We start from the raw sequence: 18,224 nt of genomic DNA on the forward strand, positions 1-18,224 counted from the left end.
TTGTTCGCGGCATTGAGCACTACCTCTACAAGGAACACGCAACACCAGTGGAACAACAAAAACAATCACTGTGAGGGATACCGATATGTCAGAACAGGTTCAGTCTCTGGAAGCCGTGCCGGTCGAGACGATCAGCCACGACACCCGCAAAGTCATCTTCGCCTCGTCGCTCGGGACGGTCTTCGAGTGGTACGACTTTTTCCTATATGGCGCCCTCGCGGCGGTGATCAGCAAACAGTTTTTCGCCGGGGTCAACGACACCACGGCGTTCATTTTTGCGCTGATGGCCTTCGCGGCGGGCTTCGTGGTGAGGCCCTTCGGCGCCCTGGTATTCGGACGCCTGGGGGACATGATCGGGCGTAAATACACGTTCCTCGCGACCATCGTGCTCATGGGCCTGGCGACTTTCTGCGTCGGCTTGCTGCCGACCTATGCAAGCATCGGCATTGCCGCGCCGATCATCCTGGTGGTGCTGCGCATGCTTCAGGGCCTCGCCTTGGGGGGTGAATACGGCGGCGCTGCGACGTATGTCGCTGAACACGCACCGATGGGCAAACGCGGTTTCCACACCAGCTGGATTCAGTCCACGGCCACCCTTGGCTTGTTGCTGTCACTGCTGGTGGTGCTCGGTTGCCGCTACTTCACTGGTGACCAGTTCGAAGTCTGGGGCTGGCGCATTCCGTTTCTGTTTTCGATCATTCTGCTGGGCATCTCGACCTGGATTCGCCTGAGCCTGCACGAATCGCCGGCCTTCGTGAAAATGAAAGCCGAAGGCAAACTCTGCAAGTCGCCGCTGCGCGATTCCTTCGGCAAGTGGGAAAACCTCAAAGTTGTGCTGATTGCCCTGTTCAGCATCAACGCCGGGCAAGCAGTGACCTTTTACGCCGCGCAGTTTTACGTGCTGTTTTTCCTCACCCAATTCCTGAAGATGGACCCGGCCTTGGCCAACGGCCTGCTGATCGTCAGCGTAATCATCGGCGCGCCGTTCTTCATCTTCTTTGGCTGGCTGTCGGACAAGGTCGGGCGCAAACCGGTGCTGATGATCGGTCTGCTGCTGGCCACTGCGCTGTATTTCCCGATCTTCAAATCCCTGGCGCATTACGCTAACCCGGCCATTGACCAAGCCAGCCGTCAGGCGCCGATCACAGTATTGGCCGACCCGGCGACTTGCACGTTTCAGTTCGACCCAGTGGGCAAGGCGAAATTTGATAGCCCGTGCGACAAGGTCAAAACCTTTCTGGTCAAGCAAGGCCTGCCTTACGCCAGTGCAGCCGCGCCCGCTGGCAGCAGCGTGCAGGTCAGTGTCGGTGACGTGACGCTTGATGGCTTCGACGAAGCAGCGCTACGTGGCGCGGTGACCCTCGCCGGCTATCCGTCAAAGGCTGACATGCAGCAAATCAACAAACCGATGATCGTCGCGCTGATCGTGATCCTGATCATCATCTCGGCCATGTGCTACGGCCCGCTGGCGGCGTTGATGGTCGAGCTGTTCCCGACGCGCATCCGCTACACCTCGATGTCACTGCCCTATCACATCGGCAATGGCTGGTTTGGCGGATTCCTGCCGACCGTATCGTTTGCGTTGGTGGTCTACACCGGCGACATCTTTTACGGGCTCTGGTACCCGGTGGTGATTACCGCGGTGAGCCTTGTGGTGGGGATGATCTGTTTGCGTGAGACGAAGAACGTGGACCTCGATAAAAACTGACGGGCCTTTGTGGCGAGGGACTCCCTCGCCACACCGTTGAGAAAACGATCCTCAGACCTCGGAATCGAGCAACTCGAATTTCACCTGATCGGGGTAGAACGCCACGTATTTGCGAATCTGGTCGACGGATATTTTAGGATTTTCGTAACTCCAGACCGCATTGGCGCTTTCATGCCCCGGGACTTGCAAGCTGAAATAACTGGCATCGCCCTTGTAGGGGCAATAGCTGGTGTGATCGGTGCGAGCGAAATACTTTTCGTCGATGTCCTCTCGCGGCACGTAGTACACCGGCGGGTAATTGGCCTCCAACAGCACCAGTGCGCGCGCGGACGCGGCCACCTGAATGCCATGAAACTTCACCAGCAGGCAGCCTGGCTGCTCGGCGATGGTAATGACAGGACTAGGAGCGGAGCTTTTCATGGAATACGTTCCTCATTACGGTGATGAGCCTGTGGGAGCGTGCGGTGCGGCGATCCGACCTGCCCGCGATGGGTCGCGCAGCGGCCCCAACTCCTGAGACCACATCTGTCAGGTATAACCCAAAATCCATCATCACTACGGCCTCGCAGCCGAACGGGCCGTTTGGCGGCAGCAACCAAACGTAACAGCTTTGCTGTACATCCATACAGATAAAGATTGATCGATTGCTCATCACCGGCCATTCTGTGCGCCTCTGACACACTTGAAGAACGATGGTGGTTATGCGGCTGTACCTCTGTGAAAAACCTTCCCAGGCCAAAGACATTGCGGCGGTGCTCGGCGCCAAGCGTCGGGGCGATGGCTGCTGGCTGGGAACAGACGTCACGGTGACCTGGTGCATCGGCCATTTGCTCGAAACCGCCCCACCGGACGCCTACGACGCGCGCTACAAACGCTGGGTACTGGCGGACCTGCCGATCATTCCCGAGAAATGGAAGATGACCGTCAAGCCGCGCACGGCCAGTCAGTACAAAGCCGTCAAACGCTTGCTCGGCGAGGCCGATGAGCTAGTAATCGCCACCGACGCCGACCGTGAAGGCGAGATGATCGCCCGCGAACTGGTCGAGCACTGCCGCTATCGCGGGCCGATCCGCCGGCTGTGGCTGTCAGCGCTGGACGATGCGTCAATCCGCAAGGCACTGGCCGCGCTCAAGCCGGGGGCCGAAACCTTCAGCCTTTATCATTCGGCGTTGGGTCGCTCCCGGGCTGACTGGCTGATCGGGATGAACATGAGCCGGTTGTTTACGCTGCTGGGGCGTCAGTCCGGTTACCAGGGCGTGTTGCCGGTCGGTCGGGTGCAGACACCAACATTGCGGCTGGTGGTGGACCGTGATCGCAGCATTGCCGATTTCGTCCCCGTGGCCTACTGGGCCATCGACGTGCAGCTGCTGCATGACGGCACGGCGTTCACGGCGCAGTGGCGCGCGGCATCCGATGCTTGCGATGATCAGGATCGCTGCCTGAATCAGTCCCTCGCGCAAGACGCGGCTCAGGCGATTGGCAACGCTGCGAGTGCACGCGTGATCAAGCTGCGCACCGAGCGAATGCGTGAAGTGGCACCTTTGCCGTTCGATCTCGGCACCTTGCAGGAAGTCTGCTCGAAAAAGCTCGGGCTCGGCGCCCAGGAAACCCTCGATATCGCCCAGGCGCTCTACGAAACCCACAAGGTCATCACCTACCCGCGCAGCGATTGCGGTTTTCTGCCGTTGAGTCAGCACAGCGAAGCGCCAGGCATTCTCGCCGCACTGCGCCAGGCCGATCCGTCCCTGAACGCGCTGAACGATCACCTGGAACCACAACGGCGCTCTCGGGCATGGAACGATGCCAAGGTCACGGCTCACCACGGCATCATCCCGACGGCGGCGGCGAAAAATCTGGATCGGCTGGTGGGTAAACAGCGGGCGGTCTACACGCTGATCCGCGCCCGTTATCTGGCGCAGTTCCTGCCCAATCATGAATACGACCGCACCCAGGCCGACTTCAACTGTGCCGGTGAAGCCTTGCGCGCCGTCGGCAAGCAAATCGTCGAGCCCGGCTGGAAACGTGCCCTGCCGGAAGCCCTCGCCCCCGCCAAAGGCCGCGAGGCGCACGCGCCACAAACCCTGCCGGCATTAGCCGAAGGGCTCGATTGCGCGGTGGCCGACGTGAAGCTCAAGGACCTCTGGACGCAGCCACCCAAACCGTTCACCGAAGGCGACCTGATCAAGGCCATGAAGAACGTGGCCAAACTGGTGGAAGATCCGCTGCTCAAACAGAAGCTCAAAGACACCACCGGGATCGGCACCGAGGCGACACGCGCCTCGATCATCCAGGGCTTGCTCGACCGTGGTTATCTGATCAAGAACGGCAAAACCCTGGCCGCCACCCCGGCGGCCTTCAGCCTGATCGATGCGGTGCCGCGCGCGATTGCCGACCCCGGCACCACCGCGATCTGGGAACAGGCATTGGACATGGTGCAGAGCGGCGAAATGAGCCTGGAAGAATTCGTCACCAAACAGGCGGCGTGGATGAGCAAGCAAGTCGCGCGTTGCGCCGGTCTGAGCCTGACCATCAGCGGGCCGGCCAGTCCTGCCGGGGGTGGTGCCGCGCCGTGGAAAAACAAACGCAAGACAGCGAAACGTAAACCCTCGACGGGCAGCAAACGCGCCACCAAACCGGCAAGCAAGGCTTGATGGCACTTCGAACAGATCGTGATGGTCTAGTGTTCTTCAAGTCCGTCGACCGCCCTCCTTTCTGAAAAGGCATCGCTCATGATTATCGTGCATCACCTGAACAACTCCCGTTCCCAACGCATTCTCTGGCTGCTGGAAGAGTTGTCTATTCCTTACGAGCTGAAACAGTATCAGCGCGACCCAAAAACCAATCTCGCGCCGCCGGAACTGAAAGCGATCAATGCGCTTGGGAAATCTCCGGTCATTGAAGACGGTACGCAGACGCTGATCGAGTCTGCGGCGATCATCGACTACTTGATTCGCCGACATGGCCAGGGTCGCCTGCAACCCGATCCGTCCACACCCGCCTACGATGAATACATCCAGTGGCTGCACTTCGCCGAAGGCTCGGCCATGTTGCCGCTGATGTTGAACCTGTATGTCGGACGTCTGGGTGAAGCCGGTGCACCGCTGCATCCACGCATCAACTCGGAATTGGCCAATTACCTTGGCTACCTCGACACCGCACTGAGCCAGTCCGATTATCTGCTCGGTGATAAGTTCAGCGCCGCCGACATCCAGATGAGCTTCATTGGCGAGATCGCCAGGGCCCAGGGCAAGCTGGGCAACTACCCTCATGTAGCGGCCTGGATCGATCGCTTCCAGGCGCGCCCGGCTTACATCGCCGCATTGCAGAAAGGCGGCAAATACGACTTCGCGCCGCACTGAGTGATCCTGACAGGGCCGCGCACGGCCCTGCGCAATCTGGAGCGCCACTAAATGCCTTCGATAGAACTGCACGCCGCACAGCGCGACGACCTCGACACCCTCGAAAACCTGATGCAGTTCTACGTGTACGACTTCAGTGAATGGCTGCCACTGAAATTGGGTGAACATGGTTTTTTCAGTATCCAGCCCAAACCGGAGTACTGGCGTAACCCTGCGACCCGGCCATTTCTGATCAGGGTGGACGGTGAGCTGGCCGGTTTCGCGAGCGTGGATGATGACACCCATATCGAGGGGGCCGAGTTCAACATCGGCTACTTTTTTGTCACTCGGCGCTTCCGTGGCCAAGGTGTGGCGAAGTTTGTCGTTTCTACCCTCTTGAGCCAATTCCCCGGTCAATGGCAGATTTTCCACATTGATGCGAACTCGCCTGCACGGCGGTTCTGGGCCAAAGCTATACCTGATCTCGCAGGCGGCCTATTCACCCTGCATCAGCGGCCAGTAGACGGTTATCCCTGCACCTTCTACCGCTTCCACTGCCCGCCGCCGTCGCCCTGACGGACGCGTCCAGGCTTTCGTTTTTCATTCCAATCCGTTTTGTCCGACAATATGTAGTGACTGAAAATAATCACTACATAACGGTTGACGCCTCCGATTTGCCCTTGCATGATGCAGACATCTCCCCGATCGGGAGTACCGCAACATGTTTGAGCAAGCTCGTCTGACCGCCGAGCTGTTTTTCCCGGATACACGCTGCCCACAAGGCAGATTGAAGAAGCTGACCTGGCCCGAACGTCCAGTACAAGGACGAGAAGCGCTGGCGATCAATCCTCAAGAAGCTTGTGCCCGACCCTCAAAAGTCGGCAGTGGCCTCCAGGTATTCGCTGCTTCTCTTCGTTGTGACGCTAACGCGTAGCAGTTATTCAACACGACTACATGCAACAGATGCGGGACCCCGTTGAATTCGACGGCCGACCGCTGACGTCCTGGTTTCGGTGCCAGGGATCAACTAACCGATGGGCTACTTGTATTAGCGACTCAACTTAAAAAAATTACCAAATGGTCAAGGGGCATATTATGAATCTGAACAATCAACCTACTATCGATGAACTGGCTCGTATGTTCGCGGCGCAAAAAGACAGCCTCGACAGCCACATTCTGTGGATCAGCAAATCGGGCCAGGTTCATATCGACTGCCTGTCGCCTCACGCTCATGAAGCGGAGTTCGACCAGAACAACCAGAACTTGCTCGCCCGACTGAAGATGTACCGTCGCGGCCAGGGCTATGTCGGCAAGAAAGCCGCAGCCGACAAGGACTTCATCGGTAATGTTCTGCAAACGCTGAAGCAGGCGTGGGCATCGTTGCAGAACCAGAACGACGTTCGGGTGATTGATCGGTTCTACTAATGACGTGACGTCAAACCTGACTCACTCATAAAAAAGCACTTCACGGATTACCGGGAAAGACGTTCTTGATCTTCATGAAAAAGAACTCGCTTTCCCGGTAATCGTTCGTTTGCTTGATTGACTTCGTTCCACTTCATCAATCACTTCCCCCTCTCGCTATCAGATGCGTTGACGACGCGCAAATTTGTATCGATCTGTATGTTCGGCGCGGATCTTACACAGCGTTACACAACGGCCGGTTCAAGACACATACGCACGACATGAGGGTGCAAAAGTGGGCTTCATCGCAAGGGTTTCCCAAAAACCTGCGACTTGAATGATGAAGCCCCTACCCTTAGCAGGAACCTGCCATGATCAATCAAATCGATACTGTGCTGTACACCGGAAAAACCAACACCACCGGCGGCCGTGACGGTCAGTCGAAAAGTTCGGATGGGCGTCTGGACATCAACCTGTCCCCACCCGGCTCATCTGGCAGCGGCACCAATCCGGAACAGCTACTGGCGGCGGGTTGGTCGGCCTGCTTTATCGGCGCAATGGGCAAAGCAGCGGTTGCGTTGAAGGTGACTCTGCCGAGCGACGTTGCCGTGAATACCGAAATCGACCTGGGCAAGACTGACAACGCTTTTTTCCTCCAGGCACGCCTCAATGTCAGCCTTCCGGGCCTTGATCCGGTGGTCGCCCGCGCAGTCGTGGATGCCGCCCATCAAACCTGCCCGTACTCCAAGGCGACCCGCGGCAACATTGATGTCGAGATCAATCTGATTTGATCCGGCCCCTAGTGACAGCCTGTCTTCAGGGGCAGGCTGTACCGATAGTATTTTTCCGTCCTGAGACTTTTTGGCCAGGATCAAATCGGTCTAAAAAACACGGTTTACACCGCGCTCGCTTTGCTATTCTCAAGGTGTAGGTGAAGACGCAGACTGATGCGCAAGCGGATAGCAAGGAGACGTGGGGCACGTCCCGAAGGGTACACGGTTAGAAAGATCTCCGCGCTGAGATCCAGCCCTTACGCCGTGTGAAGCAGAAGTACATAACACTGTTCTGTCAGAGTCCTGATAAACCTTGTAAGCCAGATACCAGCACTGGCCACCTACTCGAAATCCGAAGCCCGCGTTAAGCGGGCTTTTTCGTTTTTGACCACTCGTCGCGAAGACGCCCTGCTCCCACTTGACACCGATAGGGGTCTGCGGGAATATTATTCCATCGCATGCGATACAAACGCATTCGATAAAAAAGTCAAACCTACTGCAACATTGAGGATTCATCCCATGAGCAAGATCGAAAAAGTCCTGGCCTCCGGCAAGACCCACACCAAAATGAGCGCCGCTGGCGTCACGTCGCGCGGCCATAACGGCACCGTCGACATTCAGCTCTCTTCACCTGGCAGCGCGGCTCCTGCGCATGTATTCGAAGCCACCCAGCCACACCCAAAAGCCGAGCAATTGTTCGCCGGTGCCTGGTCGGCCTGCTACATCGCCGCCGTTGGCCTCGCCGCCAAGCAAATGAACGTCGAACTGCCCTCTGATGTGGCCGTGGACATCGAAGTCGACCTGGGCCAGACCGGTGAGGCCTACTTCCTCCAGGCTCGATTGACGCTGCGCGCACCTGGCCTGTCGCACGAGGTCGCGACAAAACTGGCACACGACGCTGACCAGATCTGCCCGTACTCGAAAGCGACACGCGGCAACATCGACGTGGCCTTGAACGTCATCACGGCCTGAAGAACCGTGTAACCGAGCCAGTCATTGGCTTCTAAAAACCCCATATATATCGCATACGATGTAAGCGCATGCGAAACACAGATCACCGAGCGCTTAGGGAATCATCATGAGCAAGATTGAAAAAGTACTGGCCACTGGCAAAACCCACACCACAGCCAGCAGCACCGGCCACACTTCGCGCGGCCATAACGGCAGCCTTGATATCGCGCTCTCGTCGCCCGGCAACGCCACGCCTGCGCACGTGTTCGCCGCGACCCAGCCGCACCCGACCGCCGAGCAACTGTTCGCCGGTGCCTGGTCGGCCTGCTACACCGCCGCCGTCGGGCTGGTGGCCAATGACATGAACGTGGTGCTGCCGGCGGATTTGTCCGTCGACATCGAAGTCGATGTCGGTCAGACCGGTCAGGATTACTTCCTTCAGGCGCGTTTGACCCTGCGCGTGCCCGGCCTGGCGGACGACATCGCGAGAACGCTGGCCCACACCGCCGACCAAATCTGCCCGTACTCGAAAGCAACGCGAGGCAACATCGACGTGGACTTGAACGTGCTCACAGCGTGATGCCCGGCGCGGCGGGTTCGAGCAGTTCGCCGAACCCGCCACCTGCCGCTGATCAACTTTGAACTTATCGCTCTTACGACACCATCGCACACGAGGTATATTTCTGCCTTGCGCGACAGCAGTCTTTGACGAATGAGGCCACCGATGAAACCCACCGACCCAGCGGCACCCGCGAGCCACAAGCTCTCTGACTTTCTGTGTTTTGCGGTTTATTCAACCAACCTCGCCTTCGGCAAGGCTTACAAGCCGATTCTGGAAAAACTCGGCCTGACCTACACGCAATACATCACCATCGTGGCGTTGTGGGAGGAAGATAATCAGACCGTCGGCAGCCTGGGTGAAAAGCTGTTTCTTGAGTCGAACACGCTCACGCCGATCCTGAAAAAGCTCGAAACAATGGGCTACCTGCAACGCCAGCGCGATCCCGAGGACGAGCGTCAGGTGCGCATCAACCTGACCAAAGAAGGTAAAGCTTTGCGCGAAGGTCGCCCGGAAACGGGCCTCGCCGGCGCAACAGGCCTGACGGCGGACGAGTTCACGCAGATGCAGAAAGCAATCGTGAAGCTGCGAAACAACCTGATCAAATCGATGAATACTGAGGAGTGAGTTTTATGACCACGCAAACCGAAACCGCGATCCTGGCCGGTGGCTGCTTCTGGGGCATGCAAGATTTGATCAGACGAATCCCCGGCGTGCTGTCTACCCGGGTCGGTTACTCGGGCGGTGATGTGCCCAACGCCACTTACCGCAACCATGGCACTCATGCGGAAGCCATCGAGATCGTCTTCAATCCGGCGGTGATCAGCTATCGCCAGATCCTGGAGTTCTTCTTCCAGATTCACGACCCTTCGACCGCCAATCGTCAGGGTAACGACATTGGCGCCAGCTATCGCTCGGCGATCTTCTATTTCAACGAAGAACAGCGCGATGTCGCCGAGGACACTGCGGCCGATGTGGATGCATCCGGTCTGTGGCCTGGCAAGGCCGTGACAGAAATCGTCCCCGCCGGCCCGTTCTGGCAGGCAGAGCCGGAGCATCAGGACTACCTCGAAAAAGTGCCTGACGGTTACACCTGTCACTTTATTCGGCCGAACTGGAAACTGCCGAAACGCGCGCTCTGAAGTAATGCCTTGGGTCCCGGCAACGGGACCCAACGTTCATCAAGTATTGGTCTTCAACTTGGTCCACAACCGGGTACTCAGCCGTGCGATGGCAGCGGGCAGCTCCTCTACGGTGAACAGTTTATCCAGCACACTGTTTGGTGGGTAAATCGCCAGGTCCTGCTTCACGGCGGGCACCACGTACTCATCCGCGGCACTGTTGGGATTGGCGTAATGAATGCTGTTACTGATGTTGGCAATCACTTGCGGCGTCAGCAGGTAGTTCATGTAGGTGTAGCCGTTCTTCTCGTGGGGTGCGCTCTTGGGCATGACCACCATGTCGAACCACAGCGTCGAGCCTTCGTCAGGAATCGAATAGGCGATGTTGATGCCGTTGTTGGCTTCCTTGGCGCTGGCAGCGGCCTGCACCACATCGCCGTTGAAACCGATCACCGCGCAGACATTGCCGTTCGCCAGGTCGCTGATGTACTTGGAGGCATGAAAATACTGCACGTAAGGCCTGATCTTGAGTAGCGCCTGCTCGGCTTTCTTGTAATCAGCCGGGTCGTGACTGTGAGGCGGCAGACCGAGGTAATTGAGTGTGATCGGCAGGATCTGTGTCGGGTTATCGATAATCGCCACCCCGCACGCACTCAACTTCTTGATGTTGTTTTCATCAAAAAACAGGTTCCAGGAACGGGTGACGTCGGTGTTGCCGAAGATCGCTTTGATTTTCTCGACGTTGTAACCAATGCCGGCAGTGCCCCACATGTACGGATAGCCGTACTGGTTGCCGGGGTCATTGACCTCGAGTTTTTTCATCAATGCAGGGTCAAGGTTCTTCCAGTTGGGCAGCTGACTTTTGTCGAGTTTCTGAATCGCCCCGGCCTTGATCAATCGAGAGAGGAAATGGTTCGACGGGCTGACCACGTCATAACCGGTGTTACCGGTCATCAACTTGGACTCCAGCACTTCGTTGCTGTCGTGAATATCGTAAGTGGCCTTGATCCCGGTTTCCTTGGTGAAGTTGACCAGGGTGTCGTCGGCGATGTAGCCGTTCCAGTTGGAGATATTGACTTGTTCGTCAGCAAACGTGGCTGCCGAAAACGTCGTGAGCATGACCATCAGGGACAGAGTGTTAACGCGCATGTTCGATCACCTTTTTGTTCTTTTGTGGTAAGCGGATTTCTAGATTTCTGACTTTGCCCGGATGGCCTCTACGCGCATTCGCAGCATGGCACCGATGTCGAGCAAGGGGCGCGGCGGCAGCCAGCCGGGTTGGGCCCTGCGCATCACCGAATCGAGCATCGGCGAGTCAACGCCCGACGCCAGCTCGGCGAGCAGCCGCCCCCACAGGGTGCCGCGCGCCACGCCGGATCCATTGCAGCCGGCGACGGCAAATACGCCCTCTTGCACCTGTGAAAAATACGGCTGCCCGGAGCGCGAGGCGCTCAGGTGACCGGTCCAGGTGTATTGGATGTCGTGCTCGCCCAGCCAGGGGAAACGTCGTTGCAAGCCGAGCACATGGTGCTGTCGGCGGATCGACAGCTCGTTGGTGGACAAATCCCGCGAGCGGTATTCCGCCGTGTTGCGGATCATCACCCGACGATCCGGGGTCAGGCGTACTGTGGCGCCCAGAGGACGGGTGGACAAAACACCCCAAGATTCGACGTTGCCCATCTCGCGAAACTCGGCATCACTCAACGGCCGCGTGAGACTGGCGCTGAGTTCCATGGCAAACGTGCCGCTGTCCTGGATGCCTGCACGAGGCACAAAGGCGTTCAGGCAGACCAATATCCGTTTCGCCTCGATGCTGCCCTCGACACCGTTGGCCCGCAGACCTCCTTGACCCAGACGTTCGAGGCCGGTGATGTCGGTGTTTTCGTAAACCGTGACCGTCTGGGGCAGCGCATCGAGCAAGCCTTTCACGTACTTCGCCGGTTGCAGCAGCGCGTTGCCATTGCCGCACCAGATTGCCGCGCGGTAATGCCGGGTGCCGAGTTTTTGAGCCAGTTGTTCACCTTCCAGAAACTGCCCAGAAGCCCCGAGTGCCCGCAGCGTTTGCAGCTTTTCCTCGACGTGGGTCAACTTGCCGGGATCGCTGACGGCGAAGAAATAGCCGGAGTCCTTGAAGTCGCACTCAATGCCGTGACGCGCAATCATCGTGCGGACTTCCGCGCTAGCCGCGCGTGAAATAGTGGTGTCCACTTCAAACTCGACGAACCCGGGGCTGCCGATCAACTCGTCGTTGCCCGGATGTTCGTGAGCTACCACAAAGCCGGAATTGCGTGCCGAAGCGCCTTGCGCGGCGCGCTGGCGGTCGACCACCACAATGCGCGCCTGAGGGTGCAATTGTGCGAGGGCATGAGCGGCACTCAGGCCGGTGATGCCGGCACCGATCACTAACCAATCGGCTTTTTGCGAACCGCTCAGACGATCACGCGCCGGTACGCTTTCGGTTTGCGCGATCCAGCCACATTCATTTTTCATGCATCACCTGCCTGGATTGTCGTTCCGGCCTTCTCATGCAGCAATCGCATAGACGATGATGGATGGCGGCCGTCAGGGCTAGAATTTATTAGGTCTTCGGTGATACAACCAACGTTATAAAATCATTGAGCTATTCTCAAAGCGCATGAATAAAATTCGCCACGTACCCAATCTCCAAGCCCTGCAAGCCTTGGTGGAAGTCGCTGAAGCTGGCAGCTTCGCGCAAGCGGCGCACACGCTGTGCCTGACCCAAAGCGCCGTAAGCCGGCAAATCCAGCAATTGGAAAGCCACTTTGGTGTGCCGATGTTTGTGCGCAGCAGTCGCAGCAGTCGCAGCCTTCGCCTGACGCCGGAGGGTGAACTGGTTCTAGCCAGCGCGCGCACTATCCTTGAGCAATTGAAAACTCTCGAAGACCGGCTGTCCCCGCAAAAACGCCCCTTCCGCATACGCATGCATGTGTCGCTGGCGGTTCGCTGGTTGCTGCCGAAGCTGAGCGACTTCTATCGTCATCATCCGGACATTTCCCTGTCGATCGAGACCGTGGCCACCGAGATTGTCGAACCGGCCAGCGACAGTGATGCGTACATCCTCTATCTGCCTGAGCCGTCCAGTGATCCCGCCTGCCTGACCCTGTTCGAGGAAGCGCTGATTCCCGTGTGCGCCCCCGGTCTCGGCAGTCCGACCCGGCCACTGGCCTCGGTGGAAGATCTGAGCAACTTTGCGCTGCTGCATCGTTCGGCGGACAAACAAGCGTGGATCGACTGGCTGGCAGCCAATGACGGACAGTCGCTGGAGGACTACCGGCACATCCCCTTCAACCTCGATGAGTTGGCGCTGGATGCCGCCGCGCGTGGTCTGGGGGTGGCGATGACGGACATGACCCTGGCTGAGGAATCGATCGAGCGTGGTGTGCTCATCGTCCCGTTCGGCCGCCCCTTAAAGACTCGAGGACGCTATTCGCTGAGCCTGCAACCCTCGGCCACGTCTCATCCGGCGTGCGCACTGATCATGCAATGGTTTGCCGGCCAGTCCGAGGGGATTACGAGTATCAGCAAACCCTCCTGACCAACACAAACCCCCTGTAGGAGCGAGCTTGATCGCGAAGGCGCAGGGTCAGTGGACATTGATGTTGCCTGACTCACCGCATTCGCGAGCAAGCTTGCTCCTACAGGGGAATTTTGTCGGCCACAAAATTTGTGATCCATGGAGATCAATTGTGGGAGCCTGCTCGCGATAGCGGACTGACCTTCAACATCAATGTCGACTGGCCCACTGCATTCGCGATCAAACTCGCTCCTACAGGGTTATGGGATGGGCTCAGGGTTGTGGCTGAACCACCCCGCGCTCTTCCAGCAAGCGCACAAACATGGTCAGGCTCTGGGACACTGTGCCTCGGCGCCACACCAGCCAGGTGCGCAGATACCGGAACGATTCCGATAACGGCCAGATACTCACCGTGGTGCACCCCGGCATGCTCTCCAGCATGCTGCGCGGCATCAACGCCAGGCCGGCACCGGCGCTGACACAGGCCAGCATGCCGTGATAGGACTCCATTTCGAAGATCTTGCCAGGCACTGCCGCGTCCTTGGTGAACCAGCTCTCGAAGTGGTGCCGGTACGAGCAATTGGAGCGGAAGGCGTAGATGTTTTCGCCGTTCACATCCTGCGCGCGATGGATCGGCGAATGGTTGAGCGGCGCGATCAGCACCATCTCTTCCTCAAACGCTGGCACGCCTTCCAGTGCCGGGTGCAGCACCGGCCCGTCGACAAATGCGGCGGCCAGGCGGCCCGACAACACCCCATCGATCATGGTCCCCGAAGGACCGGTGGACAGGTCCAGTTCAACTTTGGCGTGTTTCTGGTTGTAGGCAGCCAACAGCTCGGGAATTCGCACCGCCGCCGTACTCTCCAGCGAGCCCAGGGGAAACGAGCCTTGCGGCTCTTCACCTGCCACGGTGGCGCGGGCTTCCTGAACCAGGTCGAGGATTCGCCGGGCATAATCGAGAAAACTCCAGCCGGCCGGCGACAAACGCAGGCGGCTTTTCTCGCGGATAAACAGGTCCACGCCCAGATCCAGTTCCAGCTGCTTGATCCGCGTCGTCAGGTTGGAGGGCACCCGGTGGATGTGCTGCGCGGCAACGCTGATGCTGCCGTGCTCGGCAACTGCCTTGAAAATTTCCAACTGAACCAGATCCAAGTCATTCTCCAAACGTGAACGTTATGCTCAGTATTATTCAGTTTCCAGAAAATAGACACCACCGTAACCTGAGCGCATTCCCACCCAGCAGGACGGTGCCATGACCAGCGTTTCCAGCCTTACCCATGCGATTTCGATCAACCCGGCCACCGGCGAGCAGATCCGCCACTACCCTTTCGAGTCCGAATCGGCACTGCAAGCCGCCCTGTCGCGGGCCGCTGGCGGGTTTCGCGTCTGGCGCAAAACAGCCATCGAGCAACGCTCGCAATTGTTGATCGCCCTGGCTCGGGCACTGCGCGACAGTGCCGACAAAATGGCCAACATGATCACCCTGGAAATGGGCAAGCCGATCACCCAGGCGCGTGGCGAAATCGAAAAGTGTGCGCAGCTCTGCGAGTGGTACGCCGAACACGGCCCAGCCATGCTAAACGCCGAACCGACGCTGGTTGAAGGCGGCAAAGCGCGCATTGAATACCGCCCGCTCGGGCCAATTCTCGCGGTGATGCCGTGGAACTTCCCGATCTGGCAGGTGCTGCGCGGTGCGGTTCCAGCGCTGATCGCTGGAAATACCTACGTGCTTAAACATGCTCCCAACGTCATGGGCAGCGCTTATCTGCTGCTGGAAGCCTTCAAGAACGCCGATTTCCCTCAAGGTGTTTTCGAGGTGCTGAACGTCACGCCGGAGGGCGTCTCCACGGCGATTGCCGACCCTCGTATCGCGGCAGTGACCCTCACCGGAAGCGTGCGCGCCGGCATGGCCATCGGCGCTCAGGCCGGTGCGGCGTTGAAGAAATGCGTGCTGGAACTGGGCGGTTCCGACCCCTTTATCGTGCTCAACGATGCGGACCTCGATGAAGCGGTCAAAGCCGCCGTCATTGGCCGCTACCAGAACACCGGGCAAGTCTGCGCGGCGGCCAAGCGCTTGATCGTCGAGCAAGGCATTGTCGATGCATTCACGCGCAAGTTCGTCGACGCCACGCGCAAACTGGTGGTCGGCGACCCACTGGCCGCCGGCACGTATATCGGCCCGATGGCCCGTTTTGATCTGCGTGATGAACTGGATCAACAAGTGCGTGCCACCCTCGAGGAAGGCGCGACGTTGTTGATGGGCGGCAAGAAGGCTGAAGGCCCCGGTAACTACTACGAGCCGACCGTGTTCGCCGGTGTCACCGATCAGATGACGTCGTTCAAACAGGAGCTGTTTGGTCCGGTGGCGTCGATTATCACGGCGCGGGACGCTACGCATGCGCTGGAACTGGCGAATGACAGTGAGTTCGGTCTGGCTGCAACCATTTTTACGGGCAATGTCGCGCTCGCCCAACAGATGGCCGGCGAACTGGAAACCGGTGGTGTGTTCATTAATGGCTACAGCGCTTCCGACCCGCGCGTGACCTTCGGTGGCGTGAAGAAAAGCGGTTTTGGCCGAGAGCTGTCGCACTTCGGGGTCCGCGAGTTCTGCAATGCGCAGACCGTGTGGCTGGACCGTCGCTGATTGCTTGACGGTGCCTGGGAGCTTGGCTCCCAGGCAGCGGTTTTACTCGTGGAAGAAGTAGAGCTTGCTAACGATCATCCAGCGCTCGTTGATTTTCAGTAACGACAAATAATCCGTGAAGCGCATGCCAATGTAGTCGTCCATCACTTTGACGGCGGCAGCATCTCCCGTGATATCAACGCTGATCGTTTCCCAGAACGGTTTGACCTCTTTGGGCGCCGGCCCTTCGGCCTTGATCGCGCTGATAAAGTCATCCAGCGATAACCATTCCAGCTCGCCATGGTAGTGACCAATGATGCGACAAGCGGGATGAAACGCATGCCGCAGCAGCACTTCGTCGGCGAACACCATCCCTTCTACATAATTGCGAATGACAACGCTGATGTGCTCCCTGTCCAGCGATTGAGCAGTCATGACATACCTCCAGCTTTCTCGTCCTCACACCACAGGTGAGGGCTGATCGGTCCAACCAGAAAAGTCTAGCACCGCAAGTTAACCCTCGCGGACGGCGACTATGCTGATGGAGGCCACTTCCCCGCAGGAGCTGAATAATGTCACTGACGCTTTATTACCATCCGCTGTCGTCGTACTGCCACAAAGTGCTGATCGCGCTCTATGAACACGCTGTCGACTTCGAAAATAGAATCATTGATCTGGGCGACGCTGCAGAGAAAGCAGAGTTGCAGGCACTCTGGCCGATCGGCAAATTCCCGGTCATTCGCGATCACACCGGCCTGTTCGACGTGGCGGAGTCCACGATCATCATTGAATATCTGGATCGCTATTTTGCCGGGCAAAACCGGTTGATTCCGGGCGATTGGGACACTGCGTTGGAGGTCCGTCTGTGGGACCGGATCTGCGACAACTATCTTCAGACCCCACTGCAACAAATTGTGCTGGATCGCATCATCGGTGCGAACGGCAATCTGACCCAGCAACGCTCCACGCTACAGACCGTCTACGGCATGCTCGACCGCCAACTGGCGAACGGCACCTGGCTGGCCAGCGCCGATTTCAGCATGGCCGATTGCGCAGCGGCCCCAGCACTTTTCTATGCCAGTACGCTTGAGCGGATTCCTGATGAATACGGCCACTTGAGCGCCTATTTCGACAGACTGATGAACCGGCCGTCCGTGCAGCGGGTGATAGACGAAGCCAGGCCTTACTTCTCGTTCTACCCATTTGAGCAAGACATCCCGCAACGGTTTTACCCGCGCACCTAACGCACAATATCGATCAGCTGCTCGCGCTGCGCGCCGGTGAGCATCGGCCCGAATCCGGCACCGGCATTGTCCGCCATGTAACGCGGATTGCCGGTGCCGGGGATCACGCAAGTCACCGCCGAATGGGACAGCAGGAACTTCAACGCCAGTTGCGCCCAGCTGTTGACCCCCACTTGCGCTGCCCACCCTGGCAGTGGCTTGCCCTTCAATCGTTCGAGCAAACCACCGCCACCGAAGGGCCGGTTGCAGATCACCGCCACACCGCGTTCGCGGCACAGCGGCAAGATGCGTTTCTCGACACCGCGATCGTCCAGGGCATAGTTGATCTGCAAAAAATCCAACGGTTCGGCCTTGAGCAGCGCTTCCACTTCATCGTAAGCCGACGCCGTGTAATGAGTGATGCCGATGTAGCGAATACGCCCTTGTTCCTTCCATTGGCGCAACGTCGGTAAATGGATTTGCCAGTCCAGCAGGTTGTGGATCTGCATCAGGTCGATGCGATCGGTTTGCAACAGGCTGAAGGACTTTTCCATCTGCGCGATGCCCTCCTCGCGGCCACGGGTCCACACCTTGGTGGCGAGAAAGGCTGGCGAGCGCGGCTCATGGATCGACAGCAATTCACCAGTGGTCTGTTCGGCGCGGCCATACATCGGCGAGCTGTCGATGACCGTCCCGCCCTTTTTGAACAAGGCGCTGAGCACCTCTGGCAATTGTTTGTAGGCGGGGCTGGAAGGCTCGACATCAAAACCGCGATACGTGCCCAACCCGACGATGGGCAATGGCTCGTTGCTGGAGGGAATGGTGCGGGTCAGCATGGTCTTGCCTCCTGTTTCCGTCGACGGCGCAGAGGTTGCCCACGCCCGTTCGAAGGTGAAAACCGCCGAAGCACCGGCAGCCAGCGTGAGTAGTTGTCGACGCGTGTATCCGTCAGTGTGGCTCATCGTATTTGCCTGTCTGGCCCAACCCGG

General features: G+C 58.4%; 19 protein-coding genes. 13 read left to right on the forward strand and 6 right to left on the reverse strand.

Going from position 1 to position 18,224, the window contains the following annotated elements:
• Positions 1 to 85 precede the first annotated feature (85 nt).
• Entirely contained in the window at positions 86 to 1,708 is a 1,623-nt protein-coding gene (locus ACA048_RS17010; RefSeq protein WP_497625463.1) for an MFS transporter, read from the forward strand.
• Between the two features lie 51 nt (positions 1,709 to 1,759).
• Here ACA048_RS17010 and ACA048_RS17015 read toward each other — a convergent pair whose 3' ends face one another.
• Complete coding sequence (locus ACA048_RS17015; protein WP_497625464.1) at positions 1,760 to 2,128, reverse strand: DUF427 domain-containing protein; 369 nt, start codon at positions 2,126 to 2,128, stop codon at positions 1,760 to 1,762.
• Between the two features lie 281 nt (positions 2,129 to 2,409).
• Between ACA048_RS17015 and ACA048_RS17020 the strand changes: the two genes are divergently transcribed.
• From ACA048_RS17020 to msrA, 9 genes are all read left to right on the forward strand, one after another.
• Positions 2,410 to 4,359, forward strand: coding sequence for a DNA topoisomerase III (locus ACA048_RS17020; RefSeq protein ID WP_497625465.1), 1,950 nt, complete (start codon positions 2,410 to 2,412; stop codon positions 4,357 to 4,359).
• A 78-nt stretch (positions 4,360 to 4,437) separates the two neighbouring features.
• Complete coding sequence (locus ACA048_RS17025; protein ID WP_497625466.1) at positions 4,438 to 5,067, forward strand: glutathione S-transferase family protein; 630 nt, start codon at positions 4,438 to 4,440, stop codon at positions 5,065 to 5,067.
• 51 nt (positions 5,068 to 5,118) lie between these two features.
• Positions 5,119 to 5,622 (forward strand): GNAT family N-acetyltransferase, encoded by a 504-nt coding sequence (locus ACA048_RS17030; protein WP_497625467.1) that lies wholly within the window; start codon positions 5,119 to 5,121, stop codon positions 5,620 to 5,622.
• A 519-nt stretch (positions 5,623 to 6,141) separates the two neighbouring features.
• Positions 6,142 to 6,471, forward strand: coding sequence for a hypothetical protein (locus ACA048_RS17035; RefSeq protein WP_497625468.1), 330 nt, complete (start codon positions 6,142 to 6,144; stop codon positions 6,469 to 6,471).
• Positions 6,472 to 6,821: 350 nt separating this feature from the next.
• Entirely contained in the window at positions 6,822 to 7,241 is a 420-nt protein-coding gene (locus ACA048_RS17040; RefSeq protein WP_497625469.1) for an organic hydroperoxide resistance protein, read from the forward strand.
• Between the two features lie 501 nt (positions 7,242 to 7,742).
• The gene (locus ACA048_RS17045) at positions 7,743 to 8,195 is read left to right on the forward strand and encodes an Ohr family peroxiredoxin (protein ID WP_497625470.1); all 453 of its coding nucleotides are present in this window, start codon (positions 7,743 to 7,745) and stop codon (positions 8,193 to 8,195) included.
• A 106-nt stretch (positions 8,196 to 8,301) separates the two neighbouring features.
• Positions 8,302 to 8,754: an Ohr family peroxiredoxin gene (locus tag ACA048_RS17050; protein WP_497625471.1), complete on the forward strand. Its 453-nt coding sequence runs from the start codon at positions 8,302 to 8,304 to the stop codon at positions 8,752 to 8,754.
• A gap of 144 nt (positions 8,755 to 8,898) precedes the next feature.
• Positions 8,899 to 9,360 (forward strand): MarR family winged helix-turn-helix transcriptional regulator, encoded by a 462-nt coding sequence (locus tag ACA048_RS17055; RefSeq protein WP_497625472.1) that lies wholly within the window; start codon positions 8,899 to 8,901, stop codon positions 9,358 to 9,360.
• Positions 9,361 to 9,365: 5 nt separating this feature from the next.
• Positions 9,366 to 9,875, forward strand: a complete 510-nt coding sequence (msrA, locus tag ACA048_RS17060; RefSeq protein ID WP_497625473.1) for a peptide-methionine (S)-S-oxide reductase MsrA — start codon at positions 9,366 to 9,368, stop codon at positions 9,873 to 9,875.
• A 39-nt stretch (positions 9,876 to 9,914) separates the two neighbouring features.
• Here the strand turns inward: msrA and ACA048_RS17065 are convergent, their stop codons facing one another.
• On the reverse strand, positions 9,915 to 11,003 hold the full coding sequence (locus tag ACA048_RS17065; RefSeq protein ID WP_497625474.1) for a polyamine ABC transporter substrate-binding protein: 1,089 nt from the start codon (positions 11,001 to 11,003) through the stop codon (positions 9,915 to 9,917).
• 39 nt (positions 11,004 to 11,042) lie between these two features.
• On the reverse strand, positions 11,043 to 12,344 hold the full coding sequence (locus ACA048_RS17070; RefSeq protein ID WP_497625475.1) for an NAD(P)/FAD-dependent oxidoreductase: 1,302 nt from the start codon (positions 12,342 to 12,344) through the stop codon (positions 11,043 to 11,045).
• Between the two features lie 145 nt (positions 12,345 to 12,489).
• Between ACA048_RS17070 and ACA048_RS17075 the strand changes: the two genes are divergently transcribed.
• Entirely contained in the window at positions 12,490 to 13,410 is a 921-nt protein-coding gene (locus ACA048_RS17075) for a LysR substrate-binding domain-containing protein (protein WP_497625476.1), read from the forward strand.
• A 252-nt stretch (positions 13,411 to 13,662) separates the two neighbouring features.
• Here ACA048_RS17075 and ptrR read toward each other — a convergent pair whose 3' ends face one another.
• Entirely contained in the window at positions 13,663 to 14,541 is an 879-nt protein-coding gene (gene ptrR / locus ACA048_RS17080; protein WP_452626968.1) for a putrescine utilization regulator PtrR, read from the reverse strand.
• A 100-nt stretch (positions 14,542 to 14,641) separates the two neighbouring features.
• On the opposite strand from ptrR, the gene ACA048_RS17085 reads away from it, so the two are divergent.
• Entirely contained in the window at positions 14,642 to 16,033 is a 1,392-nt protein-coding gene (locus tag ACA048_RS17085) for an aldehyde dehydrogenase family protein (RefSeq protein WP_497625477.1), read from the forward strand.
• Between the two features lie 42 nt (positions 16,034 to 16,075).
• Here ACA048_RS17085 and ACA048_RS17090 read toward each other — a convergent pair whose 3' ends face one another.
• Positions 16,076 to 16,447 carry a nuclear transport factor 2 family protein gene (locus ACA048_RS17090; protein ID WP_497625478.1) on the reverse strand — a complete coding sequence of 124 codons (372 nt, stop codon included), beginning with the start codon at positions 16,445 to 16,447 and terminating at the stop codon, positions 16,076 to 16,078.
• A gap of 137 nt (positions 16,448 to 16,584) precedes the next feature.
• Between ACA048_RS17090 and ACA048_RS17095 the strand changes: the two genes are divergently transcribed.
• On the forward strand, positions 16,585 to 17,256 hold the full coding sequence (locus ACA048_RS17095) for a glutathione S-transferase family protein (protein ID WP_497625479.1): 672 nt from the start codon (positions 16,585 to 16,587) through the stop codon (positions 17,254 to 17,256).
• Here ACA048_RS17095 and ACA048_RS17100 read toward each other — a convergent pair.
• Positions 17,253 to 18,197 carry an aldo/keto reductase gene (locus tag ACA048_RS17100; protein ID WP_497625480.1) on the reverse strand — a complete coding sequence of 315 codons (945 nt, stop codon included), beginning with the start codon at positions 18,195 to 18,197 and terminating at the stop codon, positions 17,253 to 17,255. The genes ACA048_RS17095 and ACA048_RS17100 overlap by 4 nt on opposite strands.
• Positions 18,198 to 18,224: the final 27 nt, after the last annotated feature.

It is taken from the genome of Pseudomonas sp. LBUM1659 (assembly GCF_059716045.1).